At 67.7% G+C, this 18,280-nt stretch carries 20 protein-coding genes; 11 read left to right on the top strand and 9 right to left on the bottom strand.

The window, feature by feature from the left end; all coding sequences use genetic code 11:
• Positions 1–196 precede the first annotated feature (196 nt).
• From RIN18_RS07410 to RIN18_RS07420, 3 genes are read left to right on the top strand one after another with little or no spacing between them, the layout of a single operon-like run.
• Entirely contained in the window at positions 197–1,069 is an 873-nt protein-coding gene (locus RIN18_RS07410) for a sugar ABC transporter permease (RefSeq protein WP_309103319.1), read from the top strand.
• Complete coding sequence (locus RIN18_RS07415) at positions 1,066–1,956, top strand: carbohydrate ABC transporter permease (RefSeq protein ID WP_309103320.1); 891 nt, start codon at positions 1,066–1,068, stop codon at positions 1,954–1,956. The genes RIN18_RS07410 and RIN18_RS07415 overlap by 4 nt, the downstream gene beginning before the upstream one ends.
• Before the next feature lies 1 nt (position 1,957).
• Positions 1,958–2,641: an alpha/beta hydrolase gene (locus RIN18_RS07420; RefSeq protein ID WP_309103321.1), complete on the top strand. Its 684-nt coding sequence runs from the start codon at positions 1,958–1,960 to the stop codon at positions 2,639–2,641.
• 7 nt (positions 2,642–2,648) lie between these two features.
• Here the strand turns inward: RIN18_RS07420 and RIN18_RS07425 are convergent, their stop codons facing one another.
• The 3 genes from RIN18_RS07425 to hisD (RIN18_RS07435) are packed head-to-tail and all read right to left on the bottom strand — an operon-like array spanning position 2,649 to position 5,472.
• Positions 2,649–3,389, bottom strand: coding sequence for an aldolase/citrate lyase family protein (locus RIN18_RS07425; protein WP_309103322.1), 741 nt, complete (start codon positions 3,387–3,389; stop codon positions 2,649–2,651).
• Positions 3,389–4,147 (bottom strand): SDR family oxidoreductase, encoded by a 759-nt coding sequence (locus RIN18_RS07430; protein ID WP_309103323.1) that lies wholly within the window; start codon positions 4,145–4,147, stop codon positions 3,389–3,391. The genes RIN18_RS07425 and RIN18_RS07430 overlap by 1 nt, the downstream gene beginning before the upstream one ends.
• The gene (hisD, locus tag RIN18_RS07435; protein ID WP_309103324.1) at positions 4,144–5,472 is read right to left on the bottom strand and encodes a histidinol dehydrogenase; all 1,329 of its coding nucleotides are present in this window, start codon (positions 5,470–5,472) and stop codon (positions 4,144–4,146) included. Before hisD (RIN18_RS07435) ends, RIN18_RS07430 begins: the two co-directional genes overlap by 4 nt.
• 96 nt (positions 5,473–5,568) lie before the next feature.
• On the opposite strand from hisD (RIN18_RS07435), the gene RIN18_RS07440 reads away from it, so the two are divergent.
• The 4 genes from RIN18_RS07440 to RIN18_RS07455 all read left to right on the top strand — a co-directional run bounded on the left by RIN18_RS07440 (position 5,569) and on the right by RIN18_RS07455 (position 9,782).
• The gene (locus RIN18_RS07440; protein ID WP_309103325.1) at positions 5,569–6,567 is read left to right on the top strand and encodes a LacI family DNA-binding transcriptional regulator; all 999 of its coding nucleotides are present in this window, start codon (positions 5,569–5,571) and stop codon (positions 6,565–6,567) included.
• A 156-nt stretch (positions 6,568–6,723) separates the two neighbouring features.
• A complete protein-coding gene (locus RIN18_RS07445; RefSeq protein ID WP_309103326.1) occupies positions 6,724–7,704 on the top strand; it encodes an ester cyclase in 981 nt (326 codons plus the stop codon).
• A gap of 30 nt (positions 7,705–7,734) precedes the next feature.
• Positions 7,735–8,904: a hypothetical protein gene (locus RIN18_RS07450; protein ID WP_309103327.1), complete on the top strand. Its 1,170-nt coding sequence runs from the start codon at positions 7,735–7,737 to the stop codon at positions 8,902–8,904.
• Between the two features lie 65 nt (positions 8,905–8,969).
• Positions 8,970–9,782, top strand: a complete 813-nt coding sequence (locus RIN18_RS07455; RefSeq protein WP_309103328.1) for a nitrilase-related carbon-nitrogen hydrolase — start codon at positions 8,970–8,972, stop codon at positions 9,780–9,782.
• Here RIN18_RS07455 and RIN18_RS07460 read toward each other — a convergent pair.
• A complete protein-coding gene (locus RIN18_RS07460) occupies positions 9,776–10,726 on the bottom strand; it encodes a LysR family transcriptional regulator (protein WP_309103460.1) in 951 nt (316 codons plus the stop codon). The two genes, RIN18_RS07455 and RIN18_RS07460, sit on opposite strands and share 7 nt — an antisense overlap.
• A 76-nt stretch (positions 10,727–10,802) precedes the next feature.
• Here RIN18_RS07460 and hisD (RIN18_RS07465) point away from each other — a divergent pair, with 76 nt between their 5' ends.
• Positions 10,803–12,119: a histidinol dehydrogenase gene (hisD, locus tag RIN18_RS07465; protein ID WP_309103329.1), complete on the top strand. Its 1,317-nt coding sequence runs from the start codon at positions 10,803–10,805 to the stop codon at positions 12,117–12,119.
• 56 nt (positions 12,120–12,175) lie between these two features.
• On the opposite strand, the gene RIN18_RS07470 is transcribed toward hisD (RIN18_RS07465), so the two are convergent.
• Genes RIN18_RS07470 through RIN18_RS07480 form a run of 3 tightly spaced genes read right to left on the bottom strand, consistent with a single transcriptional unit; the run spans position 12,176 to position 14,716 of the window.
• Entirely contained in the window at positions 12,176–13,297 is a 1,122-nt protein-coding gene (locus RIN18_RS07470; protein ID WP_309103330.1) for a thiolase family protein, read from the bottom strand.
• Positions 13,290–14,387: an AMP-binding protein gene (locus RIN18_RS07475; RefSeq protein ID WP_309103331.1), complete on the bottom strand. Its 1,098-nt coding sequence runs from the start codon at positions 14,385–14,387 to the stop codon at positions 13,290–13,292. Before RIN18_RS07475 ends, RIN18_RS07470 begins: the two co-directional genes overlap by 8 nt.
• 47 nt (positions 14,388–14,434) lie before the next feature.
• Positions 14,435–14,716: a hypothetical protein gene (locus tag RIN18_RS07480; protein ID WP_309103332.1), complete on the bottom strand. Its 282-nt coding sequence runs from the start codon at positions 14,714–14,716 to the stop codon at positions 14,435–14,437.
• Between the two features lie 77 nt (positions 14,717–14,793).
• On the opposite strand from RIN18_RS07480, the gene RIN18_RS07485 reads away from it, so the two are divergent.
• Both RIN18_RS07485 and RIN18_RS07490 read left to right on the top strand, forming a co-directional pair.
• Positions 14,794–15,387, top strand: a complete 594-nt coding sequence (locus RIN18_RS07485) for an XRE family transcriptional regulator (RefSeq protein WP_309103333.1) — start codon at positions 14,794–14,796, stop codon at positions 15,385–15,387.
• A 72-nt stretch (positions 15,388–15,459) separates the two neighbouring features.
• Positions 15,460–15,987: a GNAT family N-acetyltransferase gene (locus RIN18_RS07490; RefSeq protein ID WP_309103334.1), complete on the top strand. Its 528-nt coding sequence runs from the start codon at positions 15,460–15,462 to the stop codon at positions 15,985–15,987.
• Here RIN18_RS07490 and RIN18_RS07495 read toward each other — a convergent pair.
• Both RIN18_RS07495 and RIN18_RS07500 read right to left on the bottom strand, forming a co-directional pair.
• Complete coding sequence (locus tag RIN18_RS07495; protein WP_309103335.1) at positions 15,971–16,459, bottom strand: GNAT family N-acetyltransferase; 489 nt, start codon at positions 16,457–16,459, stop codon at positions 15,971–15,973. The two genes, RIN18_RS07490 and RIN18_RS07495, sit on opposite strands and share 17 nt — an antisense overlap.
• Before the next feature lie 188 nt (positions 16,460–16,647).
• Positions 16,648–17,388, bottom strand: coding sequence for an alpha/beta hydrolase (locus RIN18_RS07500; RefSeq protein ID WP_309103336.1), 741 nt, complete (start codon positions 17,386–17,388; stop codon positions 16,648–16,650).
• 75 nt (positions 17,389–17,463) lie between these two features.
• Here RIN18_RS07500 and RIN18_RS07505 point away from each other — a divergent pair, with 75 nt between their 5' ends.
• The gene (locus tag RIN18_RS07505; protein WP_309103337.1) at positions 17,464–18,162 is read left to right on the top strand and encodes a YafY family protein; all 699 of its coding nucleotides are present in this window, start codon (positions 17,464–17,466) and stop codon (positions 18,160–18,162) included.
• Positions 18,163–18,280: the final 118 nt, after the last annotated feature.

Genomic DNA, 18,280 nt, shown 5'->3' on the forward strand with positions numbered 1-18,280 from the left:
CTCGCCCATCCTCGCGGACGTCACCAACGAGATCCGCCCGATCCTGGTCGAGATCCTCAACGGCAACATCCCCGTCGACGAGGGTCTCGCGCAGATGCAGGCCGCCGGCGAGAAGTTCGCCGGCTGACCCGATCAGCCGACGACTGTGGCCTGAACGCGCTGTTCAGGCCACAGTCCCGTCCAAGGAAGGACGCACATGAAGGCACGTGAGTTCTGGCTGCTCTTCTTCCCGAGCCTGCTGGTGATGGGTGCGCTCCTCGTGCTCCCGCTGGTGCGCACGGTGCAATGGAGCTTCGAAGAGGTCCGCTACGGCACCCCCGGCCTGTTCGTCGGCCTCGGCAACTTCGCCGAAGCCCTCACCGATCCGCGGTTCCACCGGGCGGTGATGTTCACCGTCACCGTCACCGTGGTGACCACCGTCATCCTGCTCGTCGCGGGATACATCATCGCGACGGGGATCAACCGGATCACGACATCTCGCCCGCTCGTCCTCGGCATCATGCTGGTGTCGTACGTGCTGCCGAACCTCGTCGGTGCCGTCGCCTTCTCGTGGCTCTTCGACGACAACTTCGGCGGGGTGGTGAACCGGCTGATCGGGTTCTTCGGCGGCACGCAGGTGCTGTGGTTCACCGACCAGGTGCCCAACGCCATCCTCGTCACCGCGAACACGGTGTGGCACATGCTGCCGTTCGCCATGCTCATCATCCTCGCCGGCCTCCAGGGCGTGCCGGCCGAGCTGAAGGAGGCCGCGAAGATCGACGGAGCGAGCGGACTGCAGACGCATCTCCACGTGATCATCCCTACGATCCGCGGTGTGCTCGGGTTCGTCACCCTGATCACGATCATGGATGTGCTCCGCATGTTCGACAACCTCATCCCGCTGTCTCCGCAGGCGCAGTCCATCGGCAACGAGTCGATCATGCTGTACGTCTACTCGGTCGCCTTCGCGGACGGCGCGGAGCGGCTGGGCCTGGGCAGCGCGATCAACGTGCTCACCATCCTGCTGATCCTCATCATGCTGATCCCGTTCATCCGGGGCATCTTCAAGGAAGCGAAGGCCGAACGATGAGTCTCACCTCCGCCGAGCTCTCCACGAGGGCCATCGTCACCGGCGGTGCGTCCACGCGCAGGCGCGCGGGTCGCCGTCCGCCGGTCATCACGGGCCTGCTCCTCGGCATCCTGTGCCTGGTGATGCTGAGCCCGTTCATCTGGATGACGCTCTCGGTCACCAAGCCGACCGATGTCGCGTTCGCCAACCCCCCGGTGCTCTTCGGCTACGAGGCCACCTTCCAGGCATTCGTCGACCTGTGGGAGACGACCTATTTCGCCGACTACCTCGTCAACACGCTGGTGGTCGCGGTGGTCTCGACCGTCGTCGCGCTGGTGATCGGCATCCCCGCCGCCTATGCGCTGTCGCGGTTCCCGAGTTACGTGTCGGCGATCCTGCTGGTGCTGGCGCTGATCTTCCGAGCGCTGCCCCGCTTCGCGGTCGTGCTGCCGATGTATGACATCAGCCGGGCCATGGGAATCTATGACACGACGTTCGCTCTGGCGATCGCCCTGGTCGCCATCAACCAGCCGTTCACCATCTGGCTGCTGCGCAACTTCTTCGCCGAGATTCCGCGAGAGCTCGATGAGGCCGCGATGATCGACGGCTGCACCAGGATCGGAATGCTGCGTCGGGTGATGATCCCGCTCATGGGTCCAGGCATCCTGACGGCGGGCATCTTCGTGTTCCTCTTCGCCTTCCAGGAGTACCTGACCGCGCTCGTGCTCACCGACACGTCGTCGAAGACCGTTCCGGTGTTCATCGCCACGCAGCTCGGGCAGACGCTGCCGATGCTGCAGCAGGCGGGTGCCGCGTCGATGCTGCTCACCATCCCGGTGTTCGTCATCGCGTTCATCGCGCAGAAGTACCTCGTGGCAGGACTCAGCGACGGCGCCGTGAAGGGCTGACATGCTTCCGCTCGTGCTGCTGGCCGGCATGAACTGCACCCACGAACTTTGGGCGGATGCCGGTCTGGACGAGGCCATCCGCCCAGAGCTCGAGTGCGAGACGATGGACGAGCAGGTGGCGGCGCTGGGTGACGCCCTGCCGGAGCGCTTCGCGATCGCCGGGCTCTCGCTCGGCGGAATCGTCGCGATGGAGCTGGCACTCGCGATGCCCGGACGAGTCGCCGGGCTGTGCCTGATCTCGACGAACGCGAAGGCACCGACGCCCGGCCAACTCGAGGGCTGGCAAGCCTGGACGGACAGACTCGACGCCGGAGAGGATCCGCGCTCGCTGCAGCACAGCATCCTGCCATCGCTGCTCTCGCCCGGCGCGCATCATCGGCCGGACCTCGTCGAGCGGGTGCTCGCGATGGGAGACGCGACGGGAGCAGCGACGCTGCGAGCGCAGCTTCGGATGCAGGCGACCCGGGTGGATCTCCTGGGAAGGCTGTCGTCGCTGCGGATGCCGGCGCTGGTGGTCTCAGGCATAGACGACGTGATCTGCCCGCCGCGCTTCCACACCGAGATCGTCGACGAGATCGAAGGCGCGCGACTGGTCTCGTACGACGCCGGGCATCTGCTTCCGATCGAGCGGCCGCATGAGTTCGGCCGGCTGATCCGCGCGTGGCACGCGCGGTTGCGGGACTGAGCGGGCCTCAGCGCCGAGCGCCTGACAGATCGCGCAGGTGTCCCATGAGGGAGTGGGCGAGGTTGTAGACGACGAGGCCCGCACCGGCTTCGAACGCCGCTTCGGCGGCTTCGCGACTTCCCACGATGTCCATGCGCAGCGACCGCGCCCGGGCGAGCTCGGCGTTGACGGCGGCGATCGCCGCGGGAACCGGTCGGTCGTTCGCGCGTGAGGATGCGGCGAGGTCGGCCGGGCCGACCATGATCCCGTCGAGACGGGGAACCCCGATGATGTCGGCGGCGTTCTCGACACCCGACGGCGACTCGATCATGCCCAGCACGAGCGTGTTCTCGAGGTATCGCTCCCGGTGCGTTTCGGCATCGATCTCGCCGAAACGGCCGGCTCGGCTGTAGGTCGCGAAGCCCCGATGGCCGAGGGGCGGGTAGAGCGCGGCATCGACGACGCGCTCGGCGTCAGCCGCGGTGTCCAGGTGCGGGGCGAGAATCCCCTCGGCGCCCTGATCCAGCACACGCAGGATCTGTCCCGGGTCGTTCTCGCCCACCCGCACGACGACGGGAACACCGTGCAGCGACGCCAGGGCGATGTGATGGCGCAGGGCGATCACATCGGCGGGTCCGTGCTCGCAGTCGATCAGCACGTAGTCGTGACCCGCGACGGCGACCATCTCGACGAGCTCCTCCGACGGCATCCGCAACAGTGCGCCGATGAGTCGCTCGCCGCGGCGGGCGCGGGTGCGAAGCGAATCCATCACGCGACCATTCCGGCCGAGAGATCGATGTCGGCGCCGCACATGCCCGGCATCCCGAGCATCGCCACGACCGCGGCACCCACCTCGTCTTCCGTCACCATGCGACCGAGCGCGGCGCGCGAGACGAACGCCTGTTCCGCGTCGTCGACGCTGGATCCTGAGCGCTCCGCCTCGAGACGGAAATTGCGCTCCATCCGAGGACCGGCGACCGGGCCGGGCGAGAGGGTGTTGACGCGGACGCCGGCCGGGCCGACCTCGAAGGCGAGCGTCGATGTGAGGCCGATCACCGCCATCTTCGATGCGCAATAGGGCGTGCGGTGCGCCAGCGGACGCTTACCCGACACCGAGGCGACATTGATCACGTCGCCGTCGCCCCGCTCGATCATCCCGGGGAGAAGCGCACGGCACATCAGGTACGTTCCCCGCACATTCACGGCGAACACCTCGTCCCAATCCTCGACCGAGACATCGGTGAGGGCCGCGACCGGACCCGGGATGCCGGCGTTGTTGACGAGGATCGACACGTCGGTGCCGACGAGCGCATCTCGCAGTCGATCGACGGATGCCGCGTCGGCGACATCGCAGGACAGCCAGCGTGCGCGGTCGCCGAGTGCGTCGGCCACGGCGGCGAGCTTGCGCTCATCCCGGCCGACGAGGATCACCGAGGCTCCGCGCGCGTGCACTGACCGGGCGATCGCGGCGCCGAGGCCGCTGCCGCCGCCGGTGATGACGGCGTTGCGACCGGTCAGGTCGGTCATCGCGCGCTCGCCTCGACAGCGTGCGCGTCGTCGATCCAGCCGAACGTCTTCCCGGTGTGACGCCAGGCGCGCGCGTCGCCGGAGCGAGCGTGGCCCTCGAAGAACTCCACCCTGGCGGCGCGGCCGCAGATCTCGCCCAGCTTTGCGGAGGATGCGTCGTCGGTGATCTCCTGATAGGTCACCGTGCGCAGGTATTTGCCGACCCAGAGGCCGCCGGTGTAGCGGGCGGCGCCCAGCGTCGGCAGCACGTGATTGGTGCCGATCACCTTGTCGCCGTACGAGACACATGTGTCCTCACCGAGGAACAGCGCGCCGTAGTCGTGCATACGGGTGAGGGCCTCACGGGGGTTCGCCGTGAAGATCTGCACATGCTCGAAGGCGAACTCGTCGGCGATCCGGTAGGCCTCGTCGAGGTCATCGGCCACGATCACCTGACCCCAGTCCCGCCACGCAGGCTCTGCGTAGTCGCGGGTGGGGAGGTTCGGCAGCAGCCGCTCGATCCAGTCGATGACCTGCTCACCCAGTGCGCGCGACGTCGTCACCAGCACGGCCGGGGACTCGGGACCATGCTCGGCCTGTGAAAGCAGGTCGACAGCGGTGAAGAACGGATCGGCGCTCTCATCGGCGACGATGAGGATCTCGGTGGGGCCTGCGAAGAGGTCGATGCCGACCTCGCCGAAGAGCTGACGCTTGGCTTCGGCGACATACGCGTTGCCGGGACCGGCGATGAGGTTGACCGGGGCGATGGTGTCGGTGCCGACGGCCATCGCCGCAACCGCCTGCACGCCACCGAGCACGTAGATCTCGTCCGCGCCGGCCAGCTTCATTGCGGCGATGGTCGCCGCAGGGATCTCGCCGCGGATCGGCGGGGTGCACGCGACGACGCGCGGGACTCCCGCGACCTTCGCGGTGATGATCGTCATATGGGCGGATGCCGTGAGGGGATACTTGCCGCCCGGGATGTAGGCACCGGCCGCCCGCACCGGCACATGCTTCTGGCCGAGCCGTACGCCCGGAAGCGTCTCGATCTCGATGTCGGTCAGCGAGTCGCGCTGCGCCTGAGCGAAGCGGCGCACCTGAGCCTGGACGAACTCGATGTCGGCGATCACCTGCGCATCGAGCGTGCCCATGATGCGCTCGACCTCCTCATCGGAGAGGCGGTACGACTCCGGGCTCCAGTTGTCGAACTGCTCCGCATACCGGCGCACGGCCACGTCGCCGTCTTGCCGGATGTCGTCGATGATGGCGTGCACGCGCTCGGCGACATCCCTCTGCGCGGTGTCCGCGAAGGTCTTCGTCGGTGCGCTCTTCAGGTACTGAGGCATGTCCGGTCCTTTCGTTGCATACGTATGTCGCAATTATGACCGCGTATGCATTCGCGGGTCAAGGGATAGAATCCGATGAGCCCAGGGAGGTGTCTGATGGTGACGAGTCGGGATGTCGCGCGGCTGGCCGGCGTATCGCAGCCGACCGTGTCGCGAGCTCTGCGCGACGACTCGCGGGTCTCTGAGGCGACGAAGGTGCGCGTCAGAGACGCCGCGCGGCTGCTCGGCTATGTGCCCAGCGAGGCGGGTCGCGCACTGTCATCGGGGCGGACCCGACGGATCGGACTGCTTCTCACCGAACTCGACAGCCAGTTCTACTCGCACATCATCGCGCCGCTGCATCGCGAGCTCGAGCAGCTGGGTTATCAGCTCATGCTCCACACCGAGACGGCCGACAACGACACGATCGCCGAGCGTCTGGTGGCCAACGGCCTGGACGGCGTCGTGCTCGCGACCACCATGATGGACTCGGTCGTCCCGCTGAGGCTCAAGGATCGTGGACTCCCGTTCGTGTACTTCAACCGCACGAGTTCGCTGATCGATGCGGATGCCGCCGTCGTCGACCCTGCGCCGGGGTATCGAGACGCGGTCGAGCACTCCGTGCGTCTCGGGCATCGCCATGTCGGGGCCGTCCTCGGACCGCGCAACACGAGCACGGCGCAGAGCCGTGAGCGGGCACTCCGAGCGGCGCTCACCGCGCAGGGCCTGAATCTCGACGAGGCCGACGTACGCAGGGTCGCGTATTCGGCCGAGGCCGGGGAGGCGGCGACGGCGGAGCTGCTCGCGAGCAACCGCGTGCCGACGCTGTTCTTCTGCGGCAACGACGTCATCGCATACGGCGCGCTGAACGCGGCACACCGCGCGGGACTGCGCGTGCCGGAAGACCTGTCGGTGATCGGTTTCGACGATCTGCCCGAGGCCGCCTGGCCGATCGTGGACCTCGCGACGGTCGGCTTCGATATCGCCGGGATGGCACGCGCCGCTGCCGACCTGATCGTGCGACGGATCGAGGATCCGGACGCAGAACTGGAGCGGGAGCGGTTTACCTCATCGTTCCGGTTGCGGCGCACGCTGGCCGCCCCCGCTGTCCGCTGACGATTCGCTCACTGTGCGAGGCGCCGCGTCATCGGGACAGCCGTGTGCCTCACTTGACGCTCTTGCATACCGCTGTGCATACGCATACACTGCCAACAACGACACCCTGCGACCACCGAGGATCGCAGGCGACGATGTCTGAAGGAGTGAAACAGCGTGCCTCTCGATCCGGTCGCCTACCAGCCATACAAAGATCCCGACGACTTCATCCGTGAGGTCACTGACCTCATCTGGGTCGACCGGTCGATCAGCTACATCCGCGAGAACTACGAACCCGACTCGATCGTCCACGGCGCGTACGGAACCTCCACCACGCGCGATGAGGTCATCGAGGGCACGCTGATGCGCATCTCGGCCACGCCCGACCGCACCGGTCAGGCGGAGGACGTCATCTGGGAGGCGCGCGGCGACGACGCCTTCCTGAGTTCGCACCTCGTGCTCTCCGGAAGCCTGCTGACCTCGCAGCACAGCCGCACGATCGCGAACTGCCTGTACCGGCGCGGACGCATGGTCGAGGAGTGGGTCGTTCGTGACACGCTCGCCGGCGCACTAGAAAACGGGGATGACCTCGATGAGCTGGCACGCGCGCAGGCCTTCCGCGGCTACACCGGCTCGTGGACGGAGTCGGCGCCGGCCGACCCGATCGCTGTCGGCGACTCCGGGCCCCGCCCGGATGAGCACCGGTCCGAGGTCGAGACGGTGCTCGACATGATCCAGACCGTCTGGAACGAGCGCGACCTGCAGAAGGTCGAGAAGTTCTTCCACCGTGACCTGGTGCTGCAGACCGTCGGCAATCGCACGATCATCCGCCCCGAGGGCTACCGACGTGCGCTGCTGCGGTTCCTCGAATCGTTCCCGGGCGGTCGGTTCGAGATCCGCGACATCCAGACGAACTACGACGTGCGCTACGCCGGCCTCCGGGTCGCGGTGACCTGGAAATTCGTCGGCGACTACAACGGCAGGCCGAACTACGGACCCCTCACCGGCAAGCCGGTCGACGTGCTCGGCATCTCGCAGTTCACGCTGCATCAGGGCGCGCTGGTCAAGGAAGTGCGCATCTGGGACGACATCGCCCTGCGCGCGCAGATCGCCGGGTCACGCGGAGACGAGCCGGTCGGCCCGTCCAACATCTACTGATCAACGAAAGATCGACAAGGAGAAGAAGAAATGAGTGACGTCATCGTCGACAACCGCGAGGTCATCGTCGACACGACCGAGATCGAGCGACGCACGATCCGCCGCACAGACTGGGTTCCCTGCAACTCGGCGTTCATCGACTGCCGTACGCCGGGGTCGGACCAGAAGGAGAACTATGCCTTCATCGGTGCCGGAGTCTCGCAGAACGCCAGCCAGTACGTGAACCTCGAGGAGAAGCACGGGTTCAACACCGGTGCCGCGGGCATGCCCAACGGCATCTCGAACAACCTGCACCTGCACTTCACGGCGGAGGTCTTCATCAACCTCGGCGGCGAGTTCCGCCTGCGCTGGGGTGTGGACGGCAAGCAGGGCGAGTACGTCAGCCACGACGGCGACGTCATCACCATTCCGACCTGGATCTTCCGGGGGTTCACCAACGAGGGGCCGGACGACGGCATCCTCTACACGGTGCTCGGGCGCGACGACAACGGCGGCATCATCTGGGGTCCGTCGGTGCTTCGCGAAGCGGAGTCCTACGGCTTGCACCTGACGGCCGACAACCGGCTGATCGACACCGTCGCGGGCGATGAGCTTCCGGACGACGTCGCGCTCATCACGCCCATGAAGCAGCACTACATCGACGAGCTCACCGCCTACACGGTCGAGGACATGCGCTCACGGGTGATCCAGCCGGGGGACCGCAGGTATTCCTCCGCGGCGCTGCTGTGCGCTGCGGTCGACGGTGGGCGGGTGGAGCTTGCCACCGTGATCGGCTACGGCATGTCCGAGAACCGCCGCCAGGTGCCGAACGTGCACGAGCCCCACTCGTTCAACCTCGCATGGGTCAAGGCCGAAGCAGGGCAGGGCGTGCTGCGGCACCGCCACGACAAGACGCAAGCGCTGCTGTTCAAGACCGGTCGCTGGGAGGTCACGCTCAATGACGACTTGTTGACGGCCGTGAACCTCGGCCCCGGCGACGCCTTCTCGGTGCCCGAGGGCGCGTGGCGCTCGTACCGCTGCGTCGAGGGGGATGAAACCGGCAGCGGCACGGTGCTCGTCATCAACGGCGGTGATGATCGCGTGTACCTGGAGTGGGCGCCGGAGGTCGTCGAAGCGGCCGCCGCCGCTGACTGGACGATCGACCCCAACGGCTACCTCGCCCCGCTCGGCGTGATGGTGACGGCCACCGAAGACGACTGAGAACGACGATGCGCGAGGAGCCGACGGCTCCTCGCGCTTCGCCGTCTCTGAGGGGAGATGAGAAAGTGACGTCTGCAGATGTCGACGAGGTGCGGGTCGCAGCTCTGTCGCCTGAGATCCTGATCGGCGACCTCGATGGGAATCTCGGCCGCATCCGGGACGCGATCTCGGCCGCAGCCCTTCGTGGAACGCGCCTGATGGTGCTGCCGGAACTCGCGACCAGCGGGTACATGTTCGCGGGTCGCGCGGAGGCCGAGAAGGCCGCGCTCACGTCGGACGATGCGCGCTGGGGTGCGGTCTGCGACGCGATTCCCGAGCGTGCGGTCGTCGTGGTGGGCTATGCCGAAACCGCCGGCGGCAGGCTCTACAACACCGCCGCGGTGCTGACCCGCGATGGCCGACTCGCCGACTACCGCAAGTCGCACCTGTGGGGGATCGAGAAGCTCGTCTTCGACCAGGGCACCGAGGCCGGGATCGTGGTCGACACCTCATTCGGGCGCCTTGGCGTGGCGCTCTGCTATGACAACGAGTTCCCGGAGGTGCCCCGTCGGCTCGCGCTCGCCGGGGCGGATGTGCTCGCACTGCCGGTCAACTGGCCACTGGTGCCGTGTCCCGCGGGCGAGCACGCCCCCGAGCTCATCCAGGCGATGGCCGCGGCGCGGTCGTCGCGGCTGCCGGTGGTGATCGCCGATCGCTGGGGGTCCGAGCGAGGTGTGGACTGGACCGACGGAACGGCCATCGTCGACGAGCAGGGCTGGATCGTCGCTTTCCGCGCGGTGATGGGCGCCACGGCCGTGCTCTCTCTCGCATCCGCGCGCGAGAAGTCCCTGCCCCCGCACAACCACCTCTTCGACGACCGGCGGATGGACATCTACTGATTCGGCGACGGCGGGCGTTCCTGAAGTGGGATGCGCCCCCGGTGCTCGGGCAGGCGCTCGCGCAGCATCTGCTCCGCGAGCTCAGCGAGCCGGTGCGTCGCCGGCGACAGCAGCATCCCCTCGCGTCGAACGAGCGCGATCGTGTCGTGCACCGGCTCGGCAAAAGAGAATGTGCGGATGCCGGAGGGAAAGCCTTCGGATTCGGCGATCGACCGCGATACGACGGTGTCGGCGGTTCCGGCCGCGACAAGGTCGAGTGCTGTCTCGACGTTCTCGACCTCGATCGCGGGATCGATCGTGAGGCCGCGAAGGCGCGCGCGCTCGAGCAGCTGCCGACGCGTGGGATCGTCCCACCCGGCGAACGCGTCGTACAGCACCAGCTTCGCCGCAGCGATCTCGTCGATGGTCACGGGGCCCGCATCAGCGGGTCGCGCCGCCGATGCGTACAGCACCTCGTCGCGGAACAGCGGGCGAACCTCGAGGCCGTCCTCGTCGACGGGAAGCACGAGCAACCCCGCTTCGAGCTCTCCGCTCGCGATCGAGCGCGCCACGTGCGCGGAGTTGATGCCGACGAGCCGCAACCGCACATTCGGGTACCGAAGGTGGAACGTCTCCGCGAGGTCGGCCAGAGCGTAATAGGCCGCGTTGCGGAGCACCCCGAAGGTGCAGGTACCGCGATCGAGAGAGTTCAGAGCGCTGATGGTGTCGATCCCGTTCTGAACAGCGCTCACCGCCTGATTCGCGTGGGGGCGAAGCTCGAGCGCCGCCGCCGTCGGCACGAGCCGCCTGCTGCCCCGCGTGAACAGGGTGACGCCGAGTTCGCGTTCCAGGCGTCCGACGAGCTCCGACACCGACGCTTGCGTCATCCTCAGGTTCGTCGCCGCCGCGGTGAAGGAGCCGTGTTCGAGCGCGGCCAGGAACGCGGTCAGCTGGGTGATGGTCACAAGCAATGGTAAACCCTATGGATCGCGTCGTATCATCAGGCTTGTCGGATATCCGCAACCGATCTAGCCTTCCTGCATGCGCTACTCGACACCAGTCCTCGAACGCCTCGAAGGCTCCTTCCATCACCTGAAGACCCCAGTCGTCGACGCTCCCGCCGCTCAGCGGGATCCCGCGGTCATCGAGACGGTGACCGCGATGCTGGGCGACATTCAGTCGCGAGGCATCGATGCCGTGCTCGACTATGCGCGCAAGCTCGACCGGTACGAGGGCGGCGACATCGAGCTCACAGCCGACCGGATCGCCACGAGCGGCGAGCGCCTCAGCCCCGAGCTCCGCAAGGCCATCGAACTGGGTGCCGAGCGCACGCAGGCGTTCGCGCGCGAGCAGCGTGCGCACCTCAGCGACTTCGAGACGGAGCTCGTCCCGGGACTCGTGACCGGCGCGAGGTACATTCCGGTCTCGCGTGTCGGTGCATACCTCCCCGCCGGGCGTTTCCCGCTCACGGCGAGTGCATTCATGACGGTCGGCGTGGCGAAGGCCGCAGGCGTCCCGACCGTCATCGCCTGCACCCCGCCGCAGCCCGGCGGCGGGGCGAATGATGCCGTCGTCTATGCCGCTCACCTCTCCGGTGTCGACCGCGTCTTCGTGCTCGGGGGAGTTCAGGCGCTCGCCGCGATGGCGTACGGGCTGCTCGGAGACCTCCCCGTCGACATGCTCGTCGGCGCCGGCAACGCCTTCGTCGCCGAGGCGAAGCGCCAGCTCTTCGGAGCGGTCGCCATCGATCTGCTGGCCGGCCCGAGCGAGGTCGCCGTGATCTCGGACGAGACCGCCGATCCCGAACTCGTCGCGGCCGACCTGCTCGGCCAGGCGGAACACGGGCCCAACTCCCCGGCCGCCCTCGTGACGACGTCAGAGGAGCACGGCCGCGCGGTGATCGCCGCCGTGGACCGGCAACTCGAGACGCTGGCGACGGCCGACATCTGCGGTCCTGCCTGGCGCGACTATGGCGTGGTCACCGTCGCCGCAGACCGTGAGACGGCGGCCGCTCTCATGGACGATCTGGCGCCCGAGCACCTCGAACTGCTCACCGCAGACGACTCGTGGTACCACGAGAATCTCCGCAACTACGGCTCGCTGTTCATCGGCCCCTGGAGCACGGTGGCGTACTCGGACAAGGGCATGGCCGGTACCAACCACGTGCTGCCGACGGCGGGCGGCGCCAAGCACAGCGCCGGGCTGTCGGTCTCGCGCTTTCTCAAGCCGCTCACCTACCAGCGCATCGCCCGCGAGGCCACGCCCGAGCTCGCGCACGCGGTGCAGGTGATCTCAGATTCCGAGGGGATGGCAGCGCACAGCGCCACCGCGACGCGTCGCCTCGCGATCTTCGAGTGAGTTCGCCCACGGTTCGGGGTCGCCCGATACTCTCCGCACGGATCCGAGACGGATCTTCATCGCACCACCTGAACGACGGCGGCGATTCCCAGACCGCCGCCCACGGAGGCCGCAGCGACCCCGAGTGACCCGGCGGACGCGCCGCTTCTCGCCAGTCGGGTGTACAGCCTCACGAGAGCGATCGCGCCACTGGCGCCCCAAGGATGTCCGAGCGCCAGGGCACCGCCGTCCGCGCAGACCCGTGGGTCGCCTTCGGCGATGCCGAGACGATCCAGGACGGCGAGGCTCTGTGCAGCGAAAGCTTCAACGATCTCGAACGCTGTGACGTCGGCCACCGAAACCCCCAGCCTGCGCAGAACCTGGTCGATGGCGGGCGCCGCTCCGACTCCGGGGAGCGCGGGGTCGCAGCCGATGACGGCGGATGCGCGTACGGCGAGCCCCGGCGCGACACCCGGGGGAGCGACGACGACCGTCGCCGCACCGTCTCCGATACGGGTAGAGGTACCGGCGGTCACGGAGCCGCCGAGGAACAGCGGAGGCAAGCGAGCCAGCAACGGTTGGGCGCCGCCGATGGCATCGTCGCTTCGGAGCCCGGCAAGTGCCACCAGTTCCGCATCGAAGCGACCCGCGTCGCGCGCAGCACGGGCGCGAGCATGGCTGCGTGCGGCATGATCGTCCTGCCGTCGCCTGGAGATTCCATCATGACGCGCGAGGTCCTCCGCGGCCCTCGTCATGTCGGGGTCGGGAAAGCCATCCGGCGCGAAGGCGGCGCGATCGTACGCCACCCCTCCCACGCTGCGTATCGGGGCTGTGGACGCGCTCTCCACACCCCCGGCGATCCGAACGCGCCGGTCTCCCGCACGGATCGCGGCGACGGCGTCCACGACCGCAGCCAGCCCGCTTCCGCATTGGCGGTCGACCGTCCCGCCCGGTACATCGACACCGAGTCCGCTCGCCAGCGCGGCGACTCGAGCCGGATTGCCCCCCGGGCCCATGCAGTTGCCCAGGAGAACATCCGCGACTTCGAGCGGTGACCGGGCAGCCGATTCAGCGTCGGCGAGAGCGGCGACGATCGTGGGTGCAGCGAGTTCTTCCACCCGCAGCCGCGCCAGGGCTCGTCCTCGAGTGCCGATGGGGGTGCGGCGGGCGGCGATGATCACGGGATCCTCGTCAGACATCAATCCGCGGCACCTCTTTCGCCATCACCCGGCGCACCGCCTCTTGCCGTGCAGGTTTTCCCGAGGAGGTGCGTGGGAGCCGCCCGGCGAACCACTGCCGTGGCATGTGCGCGGGCAACAGCCTACCGCGGGCGAACTCGCGAACCTGCGAGAGGTCAGCGTCGTCTGCGAGTTCGACCAAGGCGCCGACCAAGAAGCCGATGCGTTCCTGCGGCAGGCCGAACACGACGGCATCCACAACTGCCGGAATGGATCGCAGGACTTCTTCGATCTCTTCCGGAACGATGGTCGCGGAGGCGCTCAGGATCGCGTCATCGCCGCGCCCCAGCAATCGCAGCCGACCTTCCCGGAATTCGGCGCGATCGCCGACGGTCGCCCACCCGTTCTCGTGCCGCAGAGGTCCGCCAGCGCCCACGTATCCTGAGGCGACGAACGGTGACTGCACCCACAGCACGCCCTTACGGATGCTCAGTTCCACACCGGGGAACGGCCGCAATCCGTCCCCCTGATCGACCGCGACGAACGAGAGCTCCGCTGCCCCGTAGTACGCGGTGAGGCGGATCCCCGCCGCCCGCGCGCGGTCAGCGAGCGCCTCATCGAGATGAGAGCCACCCACCAGCGCGGCTTTCAATGCCGAGGGAGGACCGGCGTCCAGCACGGCGCGTAGCGCCTGCGGCGTCCCGTGCAGGCATGTGACGCCGCTCTGGACGGCAGATCCGAGCGCCGGCCGGGGGCCGTCCGCGAGGGCGTGCGCCAGCGAGAACAGGGTCAAGGACGCCGACGGAGGTGCCGGCAACGCGACCACGTCGTCAGTGCCCGCCTCCAGAAGTGAGGCGACCGTGCCGAAGGAATCCGCCCACGAGGCGGAGGTGCGAAGAACGATAAGCGGCGAACCGCTGCTGCCTGAGGTCAGAGTCGCCCACGCTGTGCTCGACGGGACATCAGCAGCGGAGGCGCGGGCACTGATCTCCTGCCAGAGGGCTGACGGCCAGCGTGCATCCCCCACGAGGGGAACGTCGCCCGCCGATCGGATCGTCTTCAGCCGGTCAAGGAGGGCGGGTGTACCGCCGTCGACGGGAACGATCATCATCGTTCGCTCCTGTCCCGACTACGCGATCACGGTCTCCTGAACAGTGTTCAGTGTACCTCTCGCGCTCTGCGTGTGTAGAGCGTGCGGCGGATGCTGTGCAGCTGGGGCATGAGGCCGTACACGACGACAGGGACGGCGATGGTGACCAGGATTACGGTGCGGAGGGCCGAGGGGATTCCCGCGAGGAGCTCGCCGAGAAGGAGATTGAGCACAGTGAGCGTCGGAAGCACCGCGACCCAGATCATGAGTGCGAGTTCATGCTTCGTCGGTGGCGGGATCGGCACGGGGGCGGTGGTGCCCTCGGCAGGGGTGAGCGGCATTTGAGACATGGGTGAAGGTTGCCTGCCCGGCTCTTCGGTTGGCAAACCCCGTTGCTGATCCTGGGAAACGAGCCCATACTCGCACCATGAGCGGACACGAGGATGTCGAGGTGGCGTTGGAGGCGGTGGGTCCGCGCCTGAAGTGGTTGCGACAGCAACGGGGACTGACGCTGACCGCCCTGGCGGAGGCGACCGGAATCTCCAAGAGCACGCTCTCGCGGTTGGAGACCGGCCAGCGCGAGCCCAGTCTGAAGCTGCTGTTCCCGCTCGCTCAGGCTCACCGCGTTCCGCTCGATGAACTCGTCGGTGCGCCGGAGGTCGCAGACCCGCGTGTGCGGTTGAAGCCGCGCCGGATCCGCGGTCGTGTCGTCATCCCGCTGACGCCGCACGCGGGCGCTGTGCAGGCATGGAAGATCCTCATCCCGGGCAGCCAGGTGAGATCGCAGCCGCGCACGCACGAGGGGTACGAATGGCTCTACGTGCTCAGCGGAACCATGCGACTCATGCTCGGCAGGCATGATGTGAGATTGGGCCCCGGCGAGGTCGCCGAGTTCGACACGCACGTGCCCCATTGGTTCGGGAGCGCTGACGGTATGCCGGTCGAGGTGCTGAGCCTGTTCGGCCGCCAGGGCGAACGCGCCCGTGTCAGGACGGACGCCGATCACCGAAGCGAGCAGTAAGGATTGCGGGGCCTCAGGCCGGGGAGAGGGCACCTGACCGATCATCGAATCCGGGTATGGGAGAGTGGGGGCGTGCTCGCGGACCTGATTCTCCCCGTCGATCTGCCCGTTCGAACCGGTCGGGTCACGCTTCGCCGGGCAGGCAACGACGACGTGGACGCCCTGGTGGACCTGATCGTCGATGATGCGGTCGCTCGCCGTCGAGGCGACCGCGACGACGACGATGCGGCCTACCGCAACGCGATGGAGGAGATCCTCTCCGATTCGAGCAACGAGCTGGTCGTCGGCGTCGACGCTGAGGGTCGTGTCGTCGCGACGTTCCAGCTGACGCGCATTCCGGGGCTCGCCCGTCGAGGTGCGACTCGGCTGCAGATCGAAGCCGTCCGGGTCAGCCGTGAGTGGCGGGGACGCGGGGTCGGTTCGGCGATGATGCGCTGGGTGATGGACGTCGCCGCCCCGGCAACCGGGTCGTCTCTGGTGCAGCTGACATCCGACGCCGCCCGCGAGGATGCGCATCGGTTCTACGAGAGGCTGGGCATGGCCGCCTCGCATGTGGGATTCAAATACGCGCCGGGTCGACCGGTCACTGAGCGCGTGTGACGTCGCGGGACATGTGCAGGATGGGGTACGGGCGACCGGCTTCGTCGTGATCACTGCGCCCCACGATGACGAACCCGCGGGACGTGTAGAAGTTCACCGCGGCGGGATTCTGCTCGTTGACGTCCACCACGACGACTCCCTCTTCGCGCACCACGTGTCCGATCAGCGTCGAACCGACGCCGCGTCCGCGCATGGAATCGTGCACGAAGAGCATCTCCAGCCTGCGGTCGCTCGTCCCGGCGAATCCGACCGGCCGGCCGTCGATCTCTGCAACTGTCAGTCGGACCGCCGGCAGGTACTCCGACGCCAGAAGCGCTTGGATGGACTCCCGGTCCACCTCGGGGAGGAAGTGGTGCGTCGCGTCGACGGCGCTGCGCCACACGCGTACCAGTGCGGGAAAGTCGTCCCTGTGCCCCGCGCGTAGGGTGGCGGCGGCTTCCCCGAGGTGTTCGGACGGCACTCCGACTGCCATAGCGAGACTCTCTCGACGTGTGATCCGGCGCCCGCCGGAAAGAACGATGTGCGCGAGCCCAATTCTAGGGAGACCTCCCCCGAGGAGAGGCCGAGTACGGGCTCGATCGATACGACGACCCGGCGCACCTCAGTGATGTCATCCGCCAGGACCTGCCTGCGCGGCTGACCCCCAAGCGCCTCTGCACGTCAGTCGGTTCGTGACGCTGCTGACCGGATGACCTCTGCGAGGTCTGCGGGTCGGCTCCACATCGGCCAATGGCCGGTCGGGAGGTCGACGACTTCGAGGGCTTCGAGGTTCGCAAGTTCAGCGAACATGGGATGCCCCTCCCGGGCCATATCCAGCACCGATGCGCTAGAGATCGAGCAGCACACCAGGGTGGTCGGGACGGAGTTGCGGGCGTCGTTGACAAGCTCGACGGGCTGACGAAGCACGGGCCCAGGTTGCGGGACTGCGCGGGTGCGGAAGCGCTCGAGCACCTCGGGGCTGAGGCCGTCCAGACTCGCCTGCTGTGCGAGGTCGTCGAAGGGTGGGAGGGGAAGCTCTTCGAGCTGCTGAGGGAAGTCGGGGGCGAAGGCCATCCCTGGCGCCGCCGGACCTGAGTCGACCCAGACGACGCGACGAACGAGCTCGGGATGGCGGTCCAGGACCACGCTGACCGGGGCGTTGGCCCCGCTGTGGGCGACGAGCGTCGCGGGTTGTTCCGCGGACGCGTCGAGCCGGGCGAGCACGTCGCTGACGGCGTCGACCTGGTCGTCGAGGGTCCTGGTCGAACGCGCAGGATCGTCGCTATCGAGGCCCGGCAGGGTGATCGCGGTGGCCCTGGTGTTGTCGGCGTTCAGATGTTCGAGAACTTCATCCCACGCCCAGGCACCGAGCCAATGGCCGGCGATGAGGACGATGGGTGAGCTGGTCGTCGTAGTTGTCATGGAATCACTTTCTTGGATGATGTGGGCAGGTGTATGTCACTATTTGTGTCTCTGATTTTGCGGAGGTGGTGAGCAGTGAAGCGCGTGGAGCGACTCCAGGCGATCTCGGAGATGCTGCGCCGCAGCGGCTCGCGGGGGTGCTCTGCGCAGCGGCTGGCGAGAGAACTCGAGGTCTCTGTGCGTACCGTCAAGCGGGACCTCGCTTCGTTGGAACGCAGCGGTGCACCGATCTGGTCACGTCCTGGCCCCGGAGGCGGCTACGGGATCGCGGTCGGTGCGTCGTTGCCGCCGGTGAGCTTGTCGGCCCCGCAAGCCGTGGCACTCATGGCTGCCATATCCGCCGCACCCGATGCCCCCTATGCCGATCTGGCTGCAGCAGGTGTTCGGAAGATCCTGGACGTCCTCGACCCCCGGACCAGGGCCCGCGCGGACGAGCTTGCCGGCCGCGTCTGGGTCAACGCCCCTCCCTCGGCTTCTCGCGCGATCAGGTCGGCACTGGAGGAGGCGATGTCGGAGCAGCGAGTCGTTCGCATTCGCTACGTCTCGCGGGACGGGGCCACGACGACCCGTGACGTCGAGCCCGTGCTGTTCGCCTCGACCGGAGGCCTGTGGTACCTCGTTGGCTGGTGCCGACTGCGTGAGGCGATGCGATGGTTCACTGTTACGCGGATTGAGCGGGCCGTCGTGACCAAGGTGCTCTGCGGCGAGCACACCGTCGATGAGGTCGGACCGCCTCCGAAGAATGCCAGACCGGTGCACGGTCGCAGCGAGTGAGTCGGTCACCACGTGAGGGACGGGGCCCAGGGACGAACCCCGGCCAACCTCCCCCACGGTGAAGCGCGAGGTCCGCGCACTGCGTTCGACTTGGGCGGCCACACCAGACGGTTCCGCA

It is taken from the genome of Microbacterium sp., from assembly GCF_031179285.1.
Classification (GTDB): Bacteria; Actinomycetota; Actinomycetes; order Actinomycetales; family Microbacteriaceae; genus Microbacterium.